This window comes from Bacillus sp. FSL W7-1034, assembly GCF_038593365.1.
GTDB lineage: Bacteria > Bacillota > Bacilli > Bacillales > Bacillaceae > Bacillus > Bacillus altitudinis.
Genome location: NZ_CP151989.1, coordinates 2,322,551 through 2,337,738 on the forward strand (window position 1 = coordinate 2,322,551; position 15,188 = coordinate 2,337,738).

Consider the following 15,188-nt stretch of genomic DNA (forward strand, 5'->3'; position numbering starts at 1 on the left):
AGATGTCAACTTTTGTTTTCACCGTCCATTAGCTTTTTCATGGATTCCATTTGATTCATGAATTTTTTTGATTTTAAATAAAGACCTGAATACTCTTCATAATAATGATCGAGCACTTGACGAATTTCTTGTTTCGTTTGTGGTTTCACGTCAACCTGACCAAGCCTTGATAAATCAAAATAATGAAACAAACGGAGCAGTCTTGCTGCTGCTGGGGATAAGGGCAGTTTATATGGATCTTTAGAAAAGCATTGCTTACAGATGAATCCGTTATCTCTAATTGAGAAATGGAACTGCCCTTCTTTTTGACCGCAGTGTACACATTGGTCCAGTTCAGGCTTCAACCCCATCACTGACAGCATTTTAACCTCTACGATAAATAAAATAATATCAGCATCTGTGCCTTCATTGAGATGGCGTAAAGATTGAAGAAGAAGTTCAAACAAGTAAGGGTTTGGCTTCTTTTCTTCTGTTCCTTTATCAAGTAATTCTGTCATATATGCGGCATATGCGGTCAGAAATAAATCTTCCCGAATGGTTCGCATGCTTTCCATCATTTCACCTTGCTGGAGCGTTCCAAGTCCTGTTGATGATTGGATCAGGAAGGTTCCGTATAAAAACGGCTGGCTTATGGCTGACAGGCGGCTGTTCGATTTCTTAGCGCCCCTTGCCATCACACCAATTTTCCCATGTTCTCTAGTGAGCAGCGTGACAATTTTGTTTGTTTCGCCATAATCTGTTGTTCTAAGGACGATTCCTTCACTTTTAATGAGCATTTGTCTACACTCCGAGCGTTGGAGGGGGTCAAGAATTATAAGATTGGAAAATCAAGTCGTGCTATTTCTTCTTCAAGTACATCGGGTCTTTCCAGGTTCTCCTTTTCTAACTCTTTGAAAAGCAGATACGTGTCAACGCTTCCTGTTTGTGAAAATACGTTCCATGTAAAATTCAACATAAAAACCCCACCTTTCTTTATTAGAAGCAGCAACGCTACATCCAACATATTAACTTTATCTTGACCAGGCTACCTCCATTTCATGATAAACAATTTTTACTAATCGAACCGCACCATTGTCAGATCTACTAACAACTGTATCGGTTTTTAATATTCGTCTTCTCTAAATCCGAAATCACGAAGATGTGTGGATTTATTACGCCAGTCCTTCTGCACTTTTACCCAAAGCTCTAAATACACCTTTGAGCCTAAAAGTGCTTCAATGTCTCTGCGCGCTTTTTGTCCCACTTCTTTTAATAAGCTGCCGCGCTTACCAATCACAATCCCTTTTTGTGAATCACGTTCGACGACGATGGTCGCTGCAACATGAATCTTGCCGTTTTCATCTGGCTTGATCGATTCAATCGCAACCGCAATACTGTGAGGGATCTCTTCTCTCGTTAAATGCAGCACTTTTTCACGAATTAATTCAGAAATAATAAATCGCTCTGGGTGATCTGTTACTTGATCTGCCGGATAAAATTGAGGGCCTTCTGGAAGATAACCTTCAATTTGCTGAAGAAGCGTATCAATGTTGTTGCCTTCAAGTGCTGAAATTGGCACAATTTCCTTAAATGGGTAACGTGTGCGGTATTCATCAATTAAAAGGAACAGTTCATCCGGATGAATTTGGTCAATTTTATTGACGACAAGGAACACCGGTGTCGATGTTTGCTTTAGTCGTTCAATGATGAATTCATCACCTTTTCCATAGCCTTCCTGTGCGTTGATCATAAACAAGATCAGATCAACTTCCTTGAGTGTATTTTGAGCCACCCTCATCATAAAATCGCCAAGTTTGTGCTTCGGTTTATGAATTCCTGGTGTATCGATAAAAATCGTTTGTGACGTGTTCGTTGTCAGAACACCTTGCACTTTGTTTCGAGTCGTTTGGGGCTTATCACTCATAATCGCAATCTTTTGCCCAATCACACGATTAAGAAAGGTCGATTTCCCTACATTTGGTCTTCCAATAATTGATACAAATCCTGATTTGAAGCTTTCGTTAGTCATTTAAATCCTCCGGTGAAAATGCGCCTGGCAATAGTTCGTTTACTGTCGTTTCGTATATATGTCCTTTTAAGTTCGTTAGAATCACTGGCATATCAGGTGCACATAGCTCTGAAATGACCTGTCTGCATGCGCCGCATGGTGAAACAGGTCGATCTGTATCAGCCACTACTGCAAGCATTTGAAAAGATGTGATGCCCTCTGAGTAAGCTTTAAAAAGTGCTGTTCTTTCTGCACAATTACACATACCATATGCTGCATTTTCAATATTGCAGCCGCCATACACTTTTCCGTCATGCGATAATAATGCTGCACCGACTTTGAATTTAGAATAGGGTACATATGCAAAATCTCTTGCTTTGACTGCTTCTGAAATCAACTCTTGTTTGTTCATTCTAGTTCCCACTTTCAGAAGAAATGGTACCACTGTCACATTTATATTTTACATAATTCACGTGACATTTTCACGCCCATTTCTAAAAATGTTAATAAATAGTAATATTGTTCTATTGCATGATCTTCGGTAAGAAGATCATCAACCCAATCATAACCGAAATGGCGGCGTAAACGCAAACAGCGCCTGCTGCCGCGTCCTTCGCTCTCTCAGCAAGAGGATGCTTCTCTTCTGTGAAAAGATCTACTGTATGTTCAATCGCTGTATTCACAAGTTCTAACGCAAACATCCCGCCGCATAAAAGCAGAATGATCATCCATTCAACCGGATGAATGTGAAACCAAAAGCCGCAAATCACCACGATGATGGCTGCGACTGTGTGAAACCGAAAATTCCGTTCATTCAAGAAAGTTCGCCATATTCCTCTAAATGCATAATAAAAACTCCGAAAAAAACGGACAAGCGGCGTTCGCTTCTTACGATGATCTCGAAAGGCCATAATCATCCAAGATTTTTGTCTGTTTGGCGAACATTTCTTTTTCATCTTCTTCTGTCATATGATCATAACCAAGCAAATGAAGAAAACCATGAATCGTTAAAAATCCTAGCTCTCTCATGAAGGAATGTCCATATTCCTCTGCTTGCTCTTTCGTACGATCAACACTAATGATAATGTCACCAAGTACAGGCGGAATGTCATCAGCTCCAATGATTTCAATTTCCCCTTCGCCTTCTTCCTCAAGGGCAAATGAAATTACATCTGTTGGTGCATCTTTTCCTCGGTATTCTTTATTAATTTGATGAATTTCTTCATTTGAAACGATCGATACTGATACTTCTGCTTGATCTTTTACTTCAAGAGCATCCGCAGCAAATTGAAGAAGTTTTTCCACTTCTTCAAGCTGCTCTTTCGATACTTGTCCTGTTTCATCTATTAAATCGATTAACAATGTCATTTACTTCACCTTCTGCTTCGGGGCATCTGGATATTCAATCCGAGAATGGAAAATCCCCTTTAATGTTGTACAAATTGTTTGGCTAATAATATTTAATTCTTTAAATGTCAGATCACATTCACTAAATTGTCCATCCTGCATCTTATCTGAAATAATGCCTTTGACAAGCTTTTCAATCCGCTCAGGGTTTGGATTATGCATCGAACGAACCGCCGCTTCCACGCTGTCAGCTACAGAAATAATGGCCGCTTCTTTCGATTGCGGTTTTGGACCAGGATAACGAAATTCTTCTTCTGTCACCTGATCATCCCGTTCTTTTGCCTTATAGTAAAAGAACTTCAGCAGGGACTTTCCGTGATGCTGTTCTGCAATGTCCACAAGTTCCTCTGGAAACTTCTTTTCTCTCAGCATTTCAGCACCATCTGTCGTATGGGCAATAATAATATTCTTGCTCAGCTGAGGAGAAAGCTTGTCGTGCGGATTATCAATGTTCATTTGGTTTTCAATAAAGTATTGTGGCCTTTTCGTTTTCCCAATGTCATGATAATAAGCTCCAACCCTTGCTAACAATCCATTTGCACCGACTGCTTCACATGCAGCATCCGCTAAATTCGCCACCATGACACTATGATGATATGTACCTGGCGTCTCTGTTAAGATCTTTTTCAGCAGCGGATGATTCGGGTTCGATAATTCAATAAGCTTCATGGTCGAAAGAATGCCAAACATGCTCTCAAAGACTGGCATTAACCCAATAACCAGAATAGCCGATGCAAACCCTGACACAATCGCCATGATGAGGTTTACACCTATTTCAAGCCCTGATGGAGAAGAATTTTGAATCAGCGTAATGGACAGCACGACAAGTACATTAACTAAAGCCACCCAAAGCCCGGCCTGCAAAATTTTCGATCTCGCATTATGTGTTCTCAAAAATAAAATTCCCGCCATCCCGCTTATTAGATAATAAGCACAGATGACATAGTTAAAGACACCTGTTACTCCTTGATTAAACATCATACTGCCGCAAAGGGCAAATACAAGGCCGGAGAAGATCGCCAGCCGCTCATTGATCAGCAGCTTAATCAGCATCGTGCCAAGTGCCACAGGCACGACATAGCCTATGGTCGTATACTTCGTTTCCTGGAAGAGACTGAATACTTCCATGATGATTAAAATAATGGTGAAAATGAGCGAGTACAGCAGTAACGATTTATTCTTATGGACGAGCGACTTTTTCCTCGATTCCAGTGAGTGGACAATCGCCGCTAAGAAGAGACCGATTAAGATGATAAGACCGCTTACAGGCTTAAACAAATTGGAACTGTTTAAAAGGCCGGTCAGTTCTAATTTGCGATAAACTTCGCGGTCAATGAGCTCGCCTTCTTCTACTAAAATTTGCCCTTGCTTGATTTGAACCGGCTGGATATTATCAGCTGCTTCTTGTCTTTTCTTCTCTGTTGCGACCGGGTCAAATACATAGTTTGGAATAATCGCAAATTCACCAATTTCTTTCGCTGCATTTAAATATTTTGATGGAATCGAATTGTTTTCAAGCTCTGCTTTCACTTGTTTCTTTTCATCTTGCAGCTTAGAAGCTGTGATTTCTTTACCCATGAGAGAATTGACCACTGTGATGATGGAATCCTTTGTAAAAGAAAGGTTTTCGTCACTTGCTTGGAGCAGTGCTTTAATCGATTGATCCGAAACAGCTTCCTGCATATCAGTTGTGAGTTTCTCTTTTACACGCTTCACCATCTCTTGATCTGTTGGCGGGTTCTCTTTATCATCAGCTGCTGCTTTCTTCTCTTCTTTAATGGCTTCAAAGAGGGATGAAATGAGGTCAACACGATTATCAGAATACGCTTTTTTGAGTGTATATTGGTCTTCTACTTGATCCGTTGCTTCTTGTTTCTTTTCTTCTGTTGCTTCTTGATCATCAACGGTAGACGGAGAATAGATGGTCTGCTCGCTCACTGAAAACAAATCTAGGTCGAGCGATTCAGGCTTTACATGGAAGAAGAGCACCACAAACAGAATGGCTGCTAAACCAGCGTATAGCAGTACGTTTAAATAGCGTGAGCGCTCCATTTTTTGAGGTTCTTTTTTAGACAGCAGTCTTTTTCGCTTACTGCCTTTCTGATTCTTTCTCAAGGAAAGTACCTCCTTTTTTACTTTAAACCACGATCGAAACAAAATGACCCGATTAAGGCGATCGGGTCACTCAGTTCATTTTTGCTTTTCGTATGCTCCAATGATCTTCGCCACAAGCGGGTGTCTGACCACATCTGTCTGATCTAATTCAATGAATGAGATACCCTTGATCTCAGCAAGCATGTCCTTTGCAGCTGCAAGGCCTGACTGCATACCTTTAGGCAGATCAATTTGTGTAATATCTCCTGTAATGACCATTTTAGAACCAAAGCCTAGTCTCGTCAAAAACATTTTCATTTGAGCTGGTGTTGTATTCTGCGCTTCATCTAAAATCACAAATGCATCATCAAGCGTCCGCCCTCTCATATAAGCAAGAGGGGCAATTTCAATGACACCGCGCTCAATTAAGCGTTCCGTATGATCACTGCCAAGCACATCGTGCAGAGCATCATATAGAGGTCTTAAATAAGGATCGACTTTTTCTTTTAAATCTCCTGGCAAAAAGCCAAGACTTTCCCCTGCTTCAACAGCTGGCCTTGTCAGGATAATCCGTTTGACATGTCCATTTTTGAGGGCATGTACTGCGTTGACCACTGCCAAATACGTTTTACCTGTACCAGCAGGGCCAATCCCAAAGACCAGATCATCTTTTTTCATTGCCGCAGCATATTCACGCTGGCCGATCGTTTTGACTCTGATCGACTTTCCTTTGGCATTTTTCGTAATTTCATCTTCATACATATTTTCAAAATAATTGAGCTTGTCTTTTTGCGCCATTTTAATGGCATAGACGACATCCCGTTCAGAAATCTCAATTCCTTTACGAATGAGATGTAAGAGAGATGTTATCAAACGGCTCACAGTATCTCTCGATGCTTCCTGACCAGAAACATACACTTTCTCTCCACGTGTGATAATGGAGACATTCAGCTCGTTTTCCATCAGTTTCAGATAAGCATCTTGATTGCCAAATAAAGCAATGGCTTCGTTTGGGCTATCCAATTTTTGTTGAATCTCAAGTAAATGTTCTGTCATTCTCTAGTCTCCCTGAACAATAGGTGTTGGTTGAACAATATCTTCTATTACTTGGTAAAGGATGATTAACTTAACTTTACCATTCCCTGTTGTCTCGTGCAAAACTTTTTCACTTTTCACCTCACCTGTTTGACCTAGCTTTTCTTCTAATTCTTTTTTACCCATTTTAATCCCTGCTTGAACCGCTTCTTTATTTGTGTATTCTCGATTTATTTTTTCACTTTCTCGTGTGATTTCCTTTTCATAGGAGAACGGTAGTTGCATATTCAAAAAATGAAGCGGGTGAACTTCTGTTTCTGTTTTCGGCTGCTGAAAATCATCTTTTTTAAAGGAAAATCCCCAAAATGGGATGGAGCCTCCAAACAAGGATAGCTTGTGCTTTGTCTTCATTTTACCCGTAAAGACATCAAAAGATGTTCGGAGAGGGACAGAAACTTCAGATCGGTACCATGTTTCACCATAGATTTTCGCTTTTGCTCCGACCGTTTTTTTCTGATCTTCACTCCCAATTAAACCTGAGACGAGCATCTGCCCTTTTTTCACATGTTCATCGACTTGGGCAAGCGGTTCCCCCTTTTCTACATACATTCTCGTAATGACCGCCTTTTTCTTGGCAACGATGTGCTGAGGACTCGTATATTTCTCCTTTTCAGGTTCATTTTTTTCGACCACTTTCATTTGAAACGTCGTTCCGTTCAGTTCAACTCCGACCCATGTAATGCTCTGAATATTGGTCGTCAATGACTTTTGTATTTTTTCAGGTGTCCCCATAAGAAACTGAAAACGCCCTTTTTGTACCCCTATTTCGTCCAGATGCTTTCTCATTTGGTGTTCTGTTTCTGGATTCGCACCTTTAATCTCAATTTTCCACACCATATTTGAAAGAGCCAATATCGTCACTAGGAAAAAAGCCATCCCGAGGGTAAATCCAATATTTCTTCTCGACCATAGAAGAAGAAACGGGAACCCTTTCTTTTGATGAAATGAACATTTCACCTCATGATGTCTGCGCACTTTTCTAAAGGCATGTACATCTGAGAGGCGAATAAATAAGCGCACGCTGTCTTGACGGCGGCTCACTTGAAAAATTGTGATCCCCTGTCTCGTGCACTCATTGATTAACCGCTCAATACCGCTTCCTCTTATCTCCACTTCCACTCTGCCAATAAAATAAGCAAACCATTTGTTCTTCACGTTTCTCCCCTCCGTCAGTTAAGAATCAATATAACGGACCTCATCGATTTTCCCCTCTAATAAGATCTCTTCTGGCAAAATCGTTTTAATCACAAAGTCTTTTCCTGAAATAATGCACTGTCCTTGCTTGAGCATCAGCCTTACCTCTTGATCACTGAAAAGTAAAAGCCCTTTATGGTTCTCTATGTAAATATGGAGTCTGCCAACCATCGTAATACGGGGAAGATCCATCATCACGTCCGGAGGGATTTCAAGTGTTCTTGTCAGCCATGCTTTAAGTCGATTTTTTCTTTTTCCCATTCAATAAGAACCCCTTCCCACCTCATGTGTATGAGATCAAACTGAAAGATGGTGAGACTGATGAGAAAGCCTCTATATCATCCTATTCCTCAGCGGTTCATATCATGCTAATGAATCCCGTAAAACAGCCGTTTCATCATTTTGACTAAGAAAAGTCTCCATTACACAACAAAAAAGCCCCCTTAAGGATGAGGGGGCTTACTTCTTTATCTTTTATATGGTCGTTTCATCGTTCGATGCGGCTTTTTCGCACGAGGCTCTCCAAATACTTCACCAAGGATCATCCCTTGAACGACCGTATCTTGGTTGAGTTTCTCAATCATTTTCGGCTTCATTCCAGCAGATGCTGCTTTTGGCCTTGTAAGTTCTCTTTCAAGCGATTGAAACTCTTTATTCAGCTCGCTTTTTCTTTCTTCCATTTCGGCAAGTGTAGCTGTATAACGATCCTGTAAGGATTGTGAACCTTGTTTTTTCATCCCGCCATGATCATGTACATCGCCAAAATCGTCAAGCTGGTCCGTTACGACCGGATCTGGACTTGTTTGTTTTGTTTGCTTTTGCGGCACTGGTTTACGCTGAGGAGCCGGTTTGTTTTGCTGGTTCTTTTGTTCGTTCTCCTCTTGTTTACCGATTTTCCCAAAAACCGCAGAAATGATACCGATGATAATCGCGATTAATAGCGGATTTTCAAATAGAATGTCCAATGGGCTCCCTCCTTAAAGCGTGAGAGGATGCTTATTTGTTTTCATTATCAGATGGACCTTTTGTCATTTTGCCAAATGAATCTCTCATATCCGTATCAGCATCGATATTCTTAATGTTCATGTAGTCCATGACACCGATATTACCTTCACGTAGTGCTTCGGCCATTGCAAGTGGTACTTCCGCCTCTGCTTCTACTACTTTCGCGCGCATTTCTTCAACTCTCGCACGCATTTCTTGTTCTTGTGCAACAGCCATTGCCCGGCGTTCTTCTGCTTTCGCCTGTGCAATGTTTTTGTCGGCTTCTGCTTGGTCTGTCTGCAGGATTGCCCCGATGTTCTTACCGATATCAACATCTGCGATATCAATCGAGAGAATTTCAAATGCTGTACCTGAATCTAATCCTTTACCAAGAACCGTTTGAGAAATCATATCAGGATTTTCAAGAACCTTTTTATGATTATCTGATGAACCGATTGTCGAAACAATCCCTTCACCTACACGAGCAATGATCGTTTCTTCCCCTGCACCACCGACAAGTCTGTCAATGTTTGCACGAACTGTAATACGTGCTTTTGCTTTTACTTCAATCCCGTCCATCGCAACACCTGAGATAAATGGTGTTTCAATGACTTTAGGGTTTACACTCATTTGGACAGCTTCAAGTACGTCACGGCCTGCTAGGTCGATTGCCGCACAGCGAGCAAAGTTCAATTCGATATTCGCACGCTGAGCTGCGATCAGTGCGTTGATCACGCGGTCTACGTTACCACCTGCAAGATAGTGGCTTTCTAATTGGTTAATCGTCGCATCAAGACCTGCTTTATGCGCTTTGATGAGCGGGTTGACCACTCGGTTTGGAATCACTCGGCGAAGCCTCATTCCTACAAGTGTAAAAATGCTCACTCTTACGCCAGCCGCTAGGGCAGAAATCCACAGCATCACCGGTACAAAGGTGAAGAAGATCGATAGAACGATCAAACCTGCTGCGATAATCACAAATAATAGTAAAGTAGATGGATCCATTTTATTCCTCCTATAAAATCAGTATATCTATACTTTCCTCACGACAATGCGTGAGCCTTCCGCTTTCACAATTTTTACTTGTTCATCCTTATCGATAAAAGCACCTTCTGACACAACATCAATGCGCTCGTCTCCGAATACAATCGTACCAGATGGACGAAGTGCTGTTGCTGTCACTGCGATTTGTCCTACAAGATCATCTCTTGTTTCATTTGAGACATAACCACTTTCTTTATTGGTTGAATCGGTTAAAATGAACTTTTTAAAAAATTTCATACGTTTCCCCAACACCTTTGTCAATAAAATAACTGCTATGATTGAAACAGCAGTGGCAATCAAGATGGAAATCGCCATTTCTGTAAAGCTTCCAGCTGCTAAAAATAAGCTGACAACGACACAGATTAGTCCAATGACACCCACGATTCCCCCTGGCAAAAATAATTCCAGAATGATCAACACAATCCCTGCCAAAAACAGGAACAATGTCTCATATCCTGCAAAACCTGCCACGAGATGACCATAAAAGAATAGAAGAAGCGCTGTGACTCCCATGGTGCCTGGAACCCCAAAGCCGGGAGAATATAATTCAACAATTAATCCTAAGCTCGCAATGGATAAAAGGATAGGAATGACGATCGGATGCGTGAGAAAACGCGCAACCTTTTCAGCAAAGCTCACTTCATCGTATTGAACAGAGGCATCTGCTAAGTTCAGCTTCTGAACCAAGTCATCCATATTTTTCGCTTCTCCTTCTGCATAACCGAACTGAAGCGCCCGATCTGTGTTAAAGGTCAGCAATTCTCCTTTTGGTGCACCAGCTTCTTTTGCGTCTATATCTACATCTGCCATCGCAAGAGCATATTTTGGATCACGCCCCTGCTTTTCAGCAGCGTCACTCATTTCAGCAAGCCATAGAGATTCAGATTTTTGATCGGCAGCGTTGCCTTCACCGTCAATGATCGCAGCAGCCCCCATCTTTCCGTTTGGGGTCATATAAATTTGATCGGCATTTAGGGCAATGAATGCCCCGGCTGAAAGCGCTCTATGATTCACAAACGCTGTCACTGGGATGTCGGATGCACGAATGGTATCGGCTATTTCAAGTGCCGCATCGACTGCACCACCTGGTGTATTGATGTCGAGAATGATGTGCTTCGCCCGTTCCGACTTTGCCTGCTCAAATGATCGTTCAATGAATTTAGAAAGTCCTTTTTCTACTGTATCTTCAATTGGGATTACATGAACTTTCTGATCTGCTGATTTCGCGGTCAATTGAACCCCTAATAACAAGCATATTATAAAACAACTGAAGAGAGCAATAGAAATTTTCATTTTTTTCATCTATTTGGTGATCCCCCCTCTCTTTCTTTCATTTTACCGTTCCTTTACATACGTTACAAATGTATCATAGGTTTCATTTTTATATGACAGGTTTATGGAGGCATAAAAAAAGTACCCTTCTAACATGAGAAGGATACTTTTTTATTGAGACAGTTGCTCGCTGACAAGTCTGTTAATCACAGCACCATCAGCTTTACCTTTTACTTTTGGCATAATAGCGCTCATCACTTTACCCATATCAGCTTTCGATGAAGCACCGGTTTCGGCGATTGTTTCTTTCACAACCGCCTGCAGTTCTTCTTCAGAAAGCTGTTCAGGTAAATAAACGTCTAAAATGTCAATCTCTTTTTGAACTTTATCTACTAAATCTAAGCGATTAGCTTTCGAAAATTCATGGAGGGAGTCTTTACGTTGCTTAATCTCGCGGGAAAGGACGGTTAGTTCCTCATCTCCGGTCAAACTGTCTTTCTTAAGCTTTATTGCTTCATTTTGCAGTGAAGCCTTTACCATACGAATGACAATAAGCTTGTCTTTCTCTCGGTTTTTCATAAAAAGCTTCATATCAGAATTTAATTGCTCAAGAAGACTCATAAAATCCACCCTCTTTAGAATTTACGTTTTCTAGCAGCTTCAGACTTTTTCTTACGCTTTACGCTAGGCTTTTCATAAAATTCACGCTTTCTTGCTTCTTGCAATGTTCCAGTTTTGGATACACTGCGTTTAAAGCGACGAAGAGCATCTTCAAGCGATTCGTTTTTTCTAACGACCGTTTTTGACATTCTCTTTCCCTCCCTCCGAATACACCAATCGACTGCATTAAAAAAAGATATACATATGCAAAACATGTACCTAGACATTATAATATAAGCCTAGGTTGAGGTCAACTAAGTGATTTGGAAATATATTTTCGTCATGAGCAGGTAGACAAGTCCATATATTCATTGGTAAGAGGAGGACTTTTCTATGATGGCGATCATTTATTTTTGTGCACTTATTTTCATTTTTTTATGGGCAATGGGTTTGCTTAGGAAAGGATTAATGGCACTCACGTCGTCTCGTATTGAGAAATCACTTCTTCTCTTTACAGATCATCCAGTCAAAGCATTCTTGGTCAGTATTGTGTTTACAGGGGTTCTTCAAAGCAGTTCGGCGTTTATGGTCATCGTTATCGGCTTTGTGAGTACAGGCATTCTCACGTTTAAAAAATCCATACCCATGATTCTTGGAACGAATATCGGCTCAACATTTACGACAGAATTTATTGCCATTAAGATGGACGTGTTTATGTGGGTTCTGATTGCAGCTGGTCTTTTATGTATCATTTTGGGCAGGAAGTCTTTTCGATATGCAGGAAAAAGTTTATTTGGGCTTGGCATGATCTTTTTTTGTATTCAAGGTTTTTCAAAAATTGCAGGTATGATGACCAGTCAGCCAGAGACACTGCGTTTCCTTGAAATGATGCAGCATTCCGATTGGACAGCTCTTCTCTCTGGTACAGTGTTCACGGCGATTGTTCATTCAAGCTCTGTATGTATCGGTATTTTGATGGGATTTATGAATGAAGGGACTGTCGCTCTAAAAGAAGGCATCAGCTTTGTTTTAGGGTCCAATATCGGAACATGTATTACTGCCGTGATGGCTGCTATCTCTGGCGGTTATGCAGCCCGCCAAACCGCGTATGCACACGTCGTGTTTAATGTTCTAGGTGTTCTTTTATGTCTTCCTTTTCTCACCTTTATCACAGAGTTTGTTGCACTTTTAGCAAGCTCTCCTGCCCAGCAGATTGCGCACTTTAGTCTGCTGTTTAATGTTGCAAGTTCTCTCCTCTTTTTCCCGTTCATCCGCCCTTTTCACGCCTTGATTTTGTTCCTTCTTCCAAATCAGTCAACATAAAAGAAACCGGCTTGCCTAATGGCTGCCGGTTTTTCATTCATTATGAGGTCATTCTCACTTGATCCGTCTGCACGTCATCACTTATACGGACGAATTGTCCTTCGTTATAAGGATAGCCTGCTTTCGTAATCTTCACTTTTACCAAACGGCCGATCATGTCCTCTGTTCCTTCAAATACGACCTTCATGTAGTTATCAGTATATCCTACATACAGATTGTGCGTTCCGTCTTGTTCTTTGAAGGATTCTTCTGGAATAATCTCTAAGACGTCGCCTTCATATGCCGATGCATATTCTTTTGCAAGCTGATCAGAAAGAGCAATGAGGCGGTGAACGCGTTCGTTTTTCACATTCTCATCTACTTGTTCTTCCATTCTTGCAGCAGGCGTACCTGTCCGTTTGCTGTAAGGAAACACATGGAGCTCAGAGAATTGATGGTCTTTGACAAAATTGTATGTTTCCATAAATTCTTCTTCTGTTTCTCCTGGGAATCCAACGATCACATCTGAAGTGACAGCAAGACCTGGCAATGCTTTTTTGAGCTTCGTTAAACGCTCTGCAAAGAATTCCATTGTGTATTTACGGCGCATTCTTTTCAGTACAGTATTAGAGCCAGATTGAAGCGGAATGTGCAAGTGTCTCACAATTTTATCTGACTGATCGAGCACTTCAATCACTTCGTCTGTAATTTGACTTGCTTCAATGGATGAAATGCGGATTCGTTTTAATCCAGCCACACGTTCATCTAATTCTTTCAGAAGCTTAGCAAAGTTATAATCCTTTAAATCTTCACCGTATCCACCTGTATGAATACCTGTTAATACAATTTCTTTGTAGCCAGCATCGACAAGCTGCTGCGCTTGATTGATGACTTCTTCTGGATCGCGAGAACGCAGTAATCCGCGAGCCCAAGGGATAATGCAGAATGTACAGAAATTGTTACAGCCTTCTTGGATTTTTAATGAAGCACGTGTTCTATCAGTAAACGCAGGAACATCTAGTTCTTCAAAGACCCGTGCTTTCATGATATTGCCAACTCCGTTGATCGGCTGTCTTTCTCTTCTGTATTCTTCAATATAACCAAGCAGTTTATGTCTGTCTTGTGTGCCAACCACAATATCAACACCAGGAATCGCCATGATTTCTGCCGGAGACGTTTGTGCGTAACAGCCTGTTACACAAATGACACCATCCGGATTATGACGAATGGCTCTTCTAATGACTTGGCGGCTTTTTTTATCGCCTGTATTGGTGACGGTACATGTATTAATGACATATACGTCTGCTTTTGATTCATAATCTTTTCTTTCATAGCCAGCTTCTTTAAACAGCTGCCAGATGGCTTCTGTTTCGTAGTGATTGACCTTACAGCCAAGTGTATGGAACGCTACTGTTCCCATCATGATTCACCTCTTAATAACTCTGTTTGATAAGATATAGCAGAAAGCGCGTAAAGAGGAGCTGTTTCTGTTCTTAAAATGCGTGGTCCAAGCCCGCAAATGACTGCACCATGCGCTTCAAGTTCTTCAATTTCCTTTTCTGCTAAACCGCCTTCTGGACCAAAAACCACTAATACGGTTTGTCCGCCCTTCATCTGTTGGAGCACCGTTTGAAACCGGCTTTGCTCGCCTTCTTTCGATGATTCTTCGTATGCAACGACACATTTATCGAATTCACCGGCCAGTTGAATCAGCTCTTTAAATGTTGATACTGGATGAACGCGCGGAATGATATTCCGGTAAGACTGCTCGGCAGCTTCTTTCGCAATTTTTTCCCAGCGATCTCGTTTTTTTAATGACTTTTTTTGGTCAAGTTTTGTAATCGAACGAGTCGCTTGAAACGGAATAAAAGCACTTGCGCCAAGCTCGGTGCCTTTTTGGATAATCCATTCAAGCTTATCCCCTTTTGGCAGACCGCTTGCAATCGTTACCTTGATCGGAAGTTCTCGATTCTGATTCGTCCAGCCTTCCAAGTGACAAATCACTTCTTCCTTTGTTATTGTATCAATTTTACTGAGCGCTTCAAAGCCGTCTGTCGTTAAGCAAAGGATGTCTTCTCCTGCTTTCATCCGCATGACGTTTGCAAGGTGATGAACATCTTCACCCTTTATGACGATGTTTCCCTTTTCCGTCACTTCTTCTTTTGTGAGGTCGATAAAATATCGTTGCATACGTGTCCTGACACCTACT

General features: G+C 41.3%; 18 protein-coding genes. 1 reads left to right on the top strand and 17 read right to left on the bottom strand.

The window, feature by feature from the left end:
• Positions 1–5 precede the first annotated feature (5 nt).
• The 15 genes from recO to rpsU all read right to left on the bottom strand — a co-directional run bounded on the left by recO (position 6) and on the right by rpsU (position 11,886).
• Positions 6–776: a DNA repair protein RecO gene (gene recO / locus NST73_RS11960; RefSeq protein WP_008342406.1), complete on the bottom strand. Its 771-nt coding sequence runs from the start codon at positions 774–776 to the stop codon at positions 6–8.
• Between the two features lie 35 nt (positions 777–811).
• Positions 812–955 carry a YqzL family protein gene (locus tag NST73_RS11965; RefSeq protein ID WP_008342408.1) on the bottom strand — a complete coding sequence of 48 codons (144 nt, stop codon included), beginning with the start codon at positions 953–955 and terminating at the stop codon, positions 812–814.
• Positions 956–1,102: 147 nt separating this feature from the next.
• Positions 1,103–2,008, bottom strand: a complete 906-nt coding sequence (era, locus tag NST73_RS11970; RefSeq protein ID WP_007501305.1) for a GTPase Era — start codon at positions 2,006–2,008, stop codon at positions 1,103–1,105.
• Positions 2,001–2,399, bottom strand: a complete 399-nt coding sequence (locus NST73_RS11975) for a cytidine deaminase (RefSeq protein WP_008342410.1) — start codon at positions 2,397–2,399, stop codon at positions 2,001–2,003. Before NST73_RS11975 ends, era begins: the two co-directional genes overlap by 8 nt.
• 112 nt (positions 2,400–2,511) lie before the next feature.
• Complete coding sequence (locus NST73_RS11980) at positions 2,512–2,898, bottom strand: diacylglycerol kinase family protein (RefSeq protein ID WP_024718818.1); 387 nt, start codon at positions 2,896–2,898, stop codon at positions 2,512–2,514.
• Positions 2,876–3,355 carry an rRNA maturation RNase YbeY gene (ybeY, locus tag NST73_RS11985; protein ID WP_007501310.1) on the bottom strand — a complete coding sequence of 160 codons (480 nt, stop codon included), beginning with the start codon at positions 3,353–3,355 and terminating at the stop codon, positions 2,876–2,878. Before ybeY ends, NST73_RS11980 begins: the two co-directional genes overlap by 23 nt.
• A complete protein-coding gene (locus NST73_RS11990; protein ID WP_342468100.1) occupies positions 3,356–5,446 on the bottom strand; it encodes an HD family phosphohydrolase in 2,091 nt (696 codons plus the stop codon).
• Positions 5,447–5,584: 138 nt separating this feature from the next.
• Positions 5,585–6,544 (bottom strand): PhoH family protein, encoded by a 960-nt coding sequence (locus NST73_RS11995; RefSeq protein ID WP_008342419.1) that lies wholly within the window; start codon positions 6,542–6,544, stop codon positions 5,585–5,587.
• Positions 6,545–6,547: 3 nt separating this feature from the next.
• A complete protein-coding gene (gene yqfD, locus NST73_RS12000) occupies positions 6,548–7,738 on the bottom strand; it encodes a sporulation protein YqfD (protein WP_041090989.1) in 1,191 nt (396 codons plus the stop codon).
• An 18-nt stretch (positions 7,739–7,756) separates the two neighbouring features.
• The gene (yqfC, locus tag NST73_RS12005) at positions 7,757–8,038 is read right to left on the bottom strand and encodes a sporulation protein YqfC (protein ID WP_012010618.1); all 282 of its coding nucleotides are present in this window, start codon (positions 8,036–8,038) and stop codon (positions 7,757–7,759) included.
• A gap of 206 nt (positions 8,039–8,244) precedes the next feature.
• Positions 8,245–8,742 carry a hypothetical protein gene (locus NST73_RS12010; protein WP_024718815.1) on the bottom strand — a complete coding sequence of 166 codons (498 nt, stop codon included), beginning with the start codon at positions 8,740–8,742 and terminating at the stop codon, positions 8,245–8,247.
• Positions 8,743–8,773: 31 nt separating this feature from the next.
• On the bottom strand, positions 8,774–9,766 hold the full coding sequence (gene floA / locus NST73_RS12015; RefSeq protein WP_008356247.1) for a flotillin-like protein FloA: 993 nt from the start codon (positions 9,764–9,766) through the stop codon (positions 8,774–8,776).
• Positions 9,767–9,793: 27 nt separating this feature from the next.
• Positions 9,794–11,107 carry a nodulation protein NfeD gene (locus NST73_RS12020; protein WP_073413896.1) on the bottom strand — a complete coding sequence of 438 codons (1,314 nt, stop codon included), beginning with the start codon at positions 11,105–11,107 and terminating at the stop codon, positions 9,794–9,796.
• Positions 11,108–11,248: 141 nt separating this feature from the next.
• Positions 11,249–11,698, bottom strand: a complete 450-nt coding sequence (locus NST73_RS12025; protein ID WP_007501319.1) for a GatB/YqeY domain-containing protein — start codon at positions 11,696–11,698, stop codon at positions 11,249–11,251.
• Positions 11,699–11,712: 14 nt separating this feature from the next.
• A complete protein-coding gene (gene rpsU / locus NST73_RS12030) occupies positions 11,713–11,886 on the bottom strand; it encodes a 30S ribosomal protein S21 (RefSeq protein WP_003152957.1) in 174 nt (57 codons plus the stop codon).
• A 184-nt stretch (positions 11,887–12,070) separates the two neighbouring features.
• Between rpsU and NST73_RS12035 the strand changes: the two genes are divergently transcribed.
• Complete coding sequence (locus tag NST73_RS12035; protein ID WP_039167243.1) at positions 12,071–13,000, top strand: Na/Pi symporter; 930 nt, start codon at positions 12,071–12,073, stop codon at positions 12,998–13,000.
• 40 nt (positions 13,001–13,040) lie between these two features.
• On the opposite strand, the gene mtaB is transcribed toward NST73_RS12035, so the two are convergent.
• Both mtaB and NST73_RS12045 read right to left on the bottom strand, forming a co-directional pair.
• A complete protein-coding gene (gene mtaB / locus NST73_RS12040) occupies positions 13,041–14,399 on the bottom strand; it encodes a tRNA (N(6)-L-threonylcarbamoyladenosine(37)-C(2))-methylthiotransferase MtaB (RefSeq protein ID WP_342468101.1) in 1,359 nt (452 codons plus the stop codon).
• On the bottom strand, positions 14,399–15,169 hold the full coding sequence (locus NST73_RS12045; RefSeq protein ID WP_342499110.1) for a 16S rRNA (uracil(1498)-N(3))-methyltransferase: 771 nt from the start codon (positions 15,167–15,169) through the stop codon (positions 14,399–14,401). Before NST73_RS12045 ends, mtaB begins: the two co-directional genes overlap by 1 nt.
• Between the last annotated feature and the right edge of the window lie 19 nt (positions 15,170–15,188).

Coding starts and splice junctions, on each gene's coding strand:
- recO (WP_008342406.1), bottom strand. CDS start 776: ATGCTCATTAAAAGTGAAGGAATCGTCCTTAGAACAACAGATTATGGC.
- NST73_RS11965 (WP_008342408.1), bottom strand. CDS start 955: ATGTTGAATTTTACATGGAACGTATTTTCACAAACAGGAAGCGTTGAC.
- era (WP_007501305.1), bottom strand. CDS start 2,008: ATGACTAACGAAAGCTTCAAATCAGGATTTGTATCAATTATTGGAAGA.
- NST73_RS11975 (WP_008342410.1), bottom strand. CDS start 2,399: ATGAACAAACAAGAGTTGATTTCAGAAGCAGTCAAAGCAAGAGATTTT.
- NST73_RS11980 (WP_024718818.1), bottom strand. CDS start 2,898: ATGGCCTTTCGAGATCATCGTAAGAAGCGAACGCCGCTTGTCCGTTTT.
- ybeY (WP_007501310.1), bottom strand. CDS start 3,355: ATGACATTGTTAATCGATTTAATAGATGAAACAGGACAAGTATCGAAA.
- NST73_RS11990 (WP_342468100.1), bottom strand. CDS start 5,446: ATGGAGCGCTCACGCTATTTAAACGTACTGCTATACGCTGGTTTAGCA.
- NST73_RS11995 (WP_008342419.1), bottom strand. CDS start 6,544: ATGACAGAACATTTACTTGAGATTCAACAAAAATTGGATAGCCCAAAC.
- yqfC (WP_012010618.1), bottom strand. CDS start 8,038: ATGGGAAAAAGAAAAAATCGACTTAAAGCATGGCTGACAAGAACACTT.
- floA (WP_008356247.1), bottom strand. CDS start 9,766: ATGGATCCATCTACTTTACTATTATTTGTGATTATCGCAGCAGGTTTG.
- NST73_RS12020 (WP_073413896.1), bottom strand. CDS start 11,107: ATGAAAAAAATGAAAATTTCTATTGCTCTCTTCAGTTGTTTTATAATA.
- NST73_RS12025 (WP_007501319.1), bottom strand. CDS start 11,698: ATGAGTCTTCTTGAGCAATTAAATTCTGATATGAAGCTTTTTATGAAA.
- rpsU (WP_003152957.1), bottom strand. CDS start 11,886: ATGTCAAAAACGGTCGTTAGAAAAAACGAATCGCTTGAAGATGCTCTT.
- NST73_RS12035 (WP_039167243.1), top strand. CDS start 12,071: ATGATGGCGATCATTTATTTTTGTGCACTTATTTTCATTTTTTTATGG.
- mtaB (WP_342468101.1), bottom strand. CDS start 14,399: ATGGGAACAGTAGCGTTCCATACACTTGGCTGTAAGGTCAATCACTAC.
- NST73_RS12045 (WP_342499110.1), bottom strand. CDS start 15,169: ATGCAACGATATTTTATCGACCTCACAAAAGAAGAAGTGACGGAAAAG.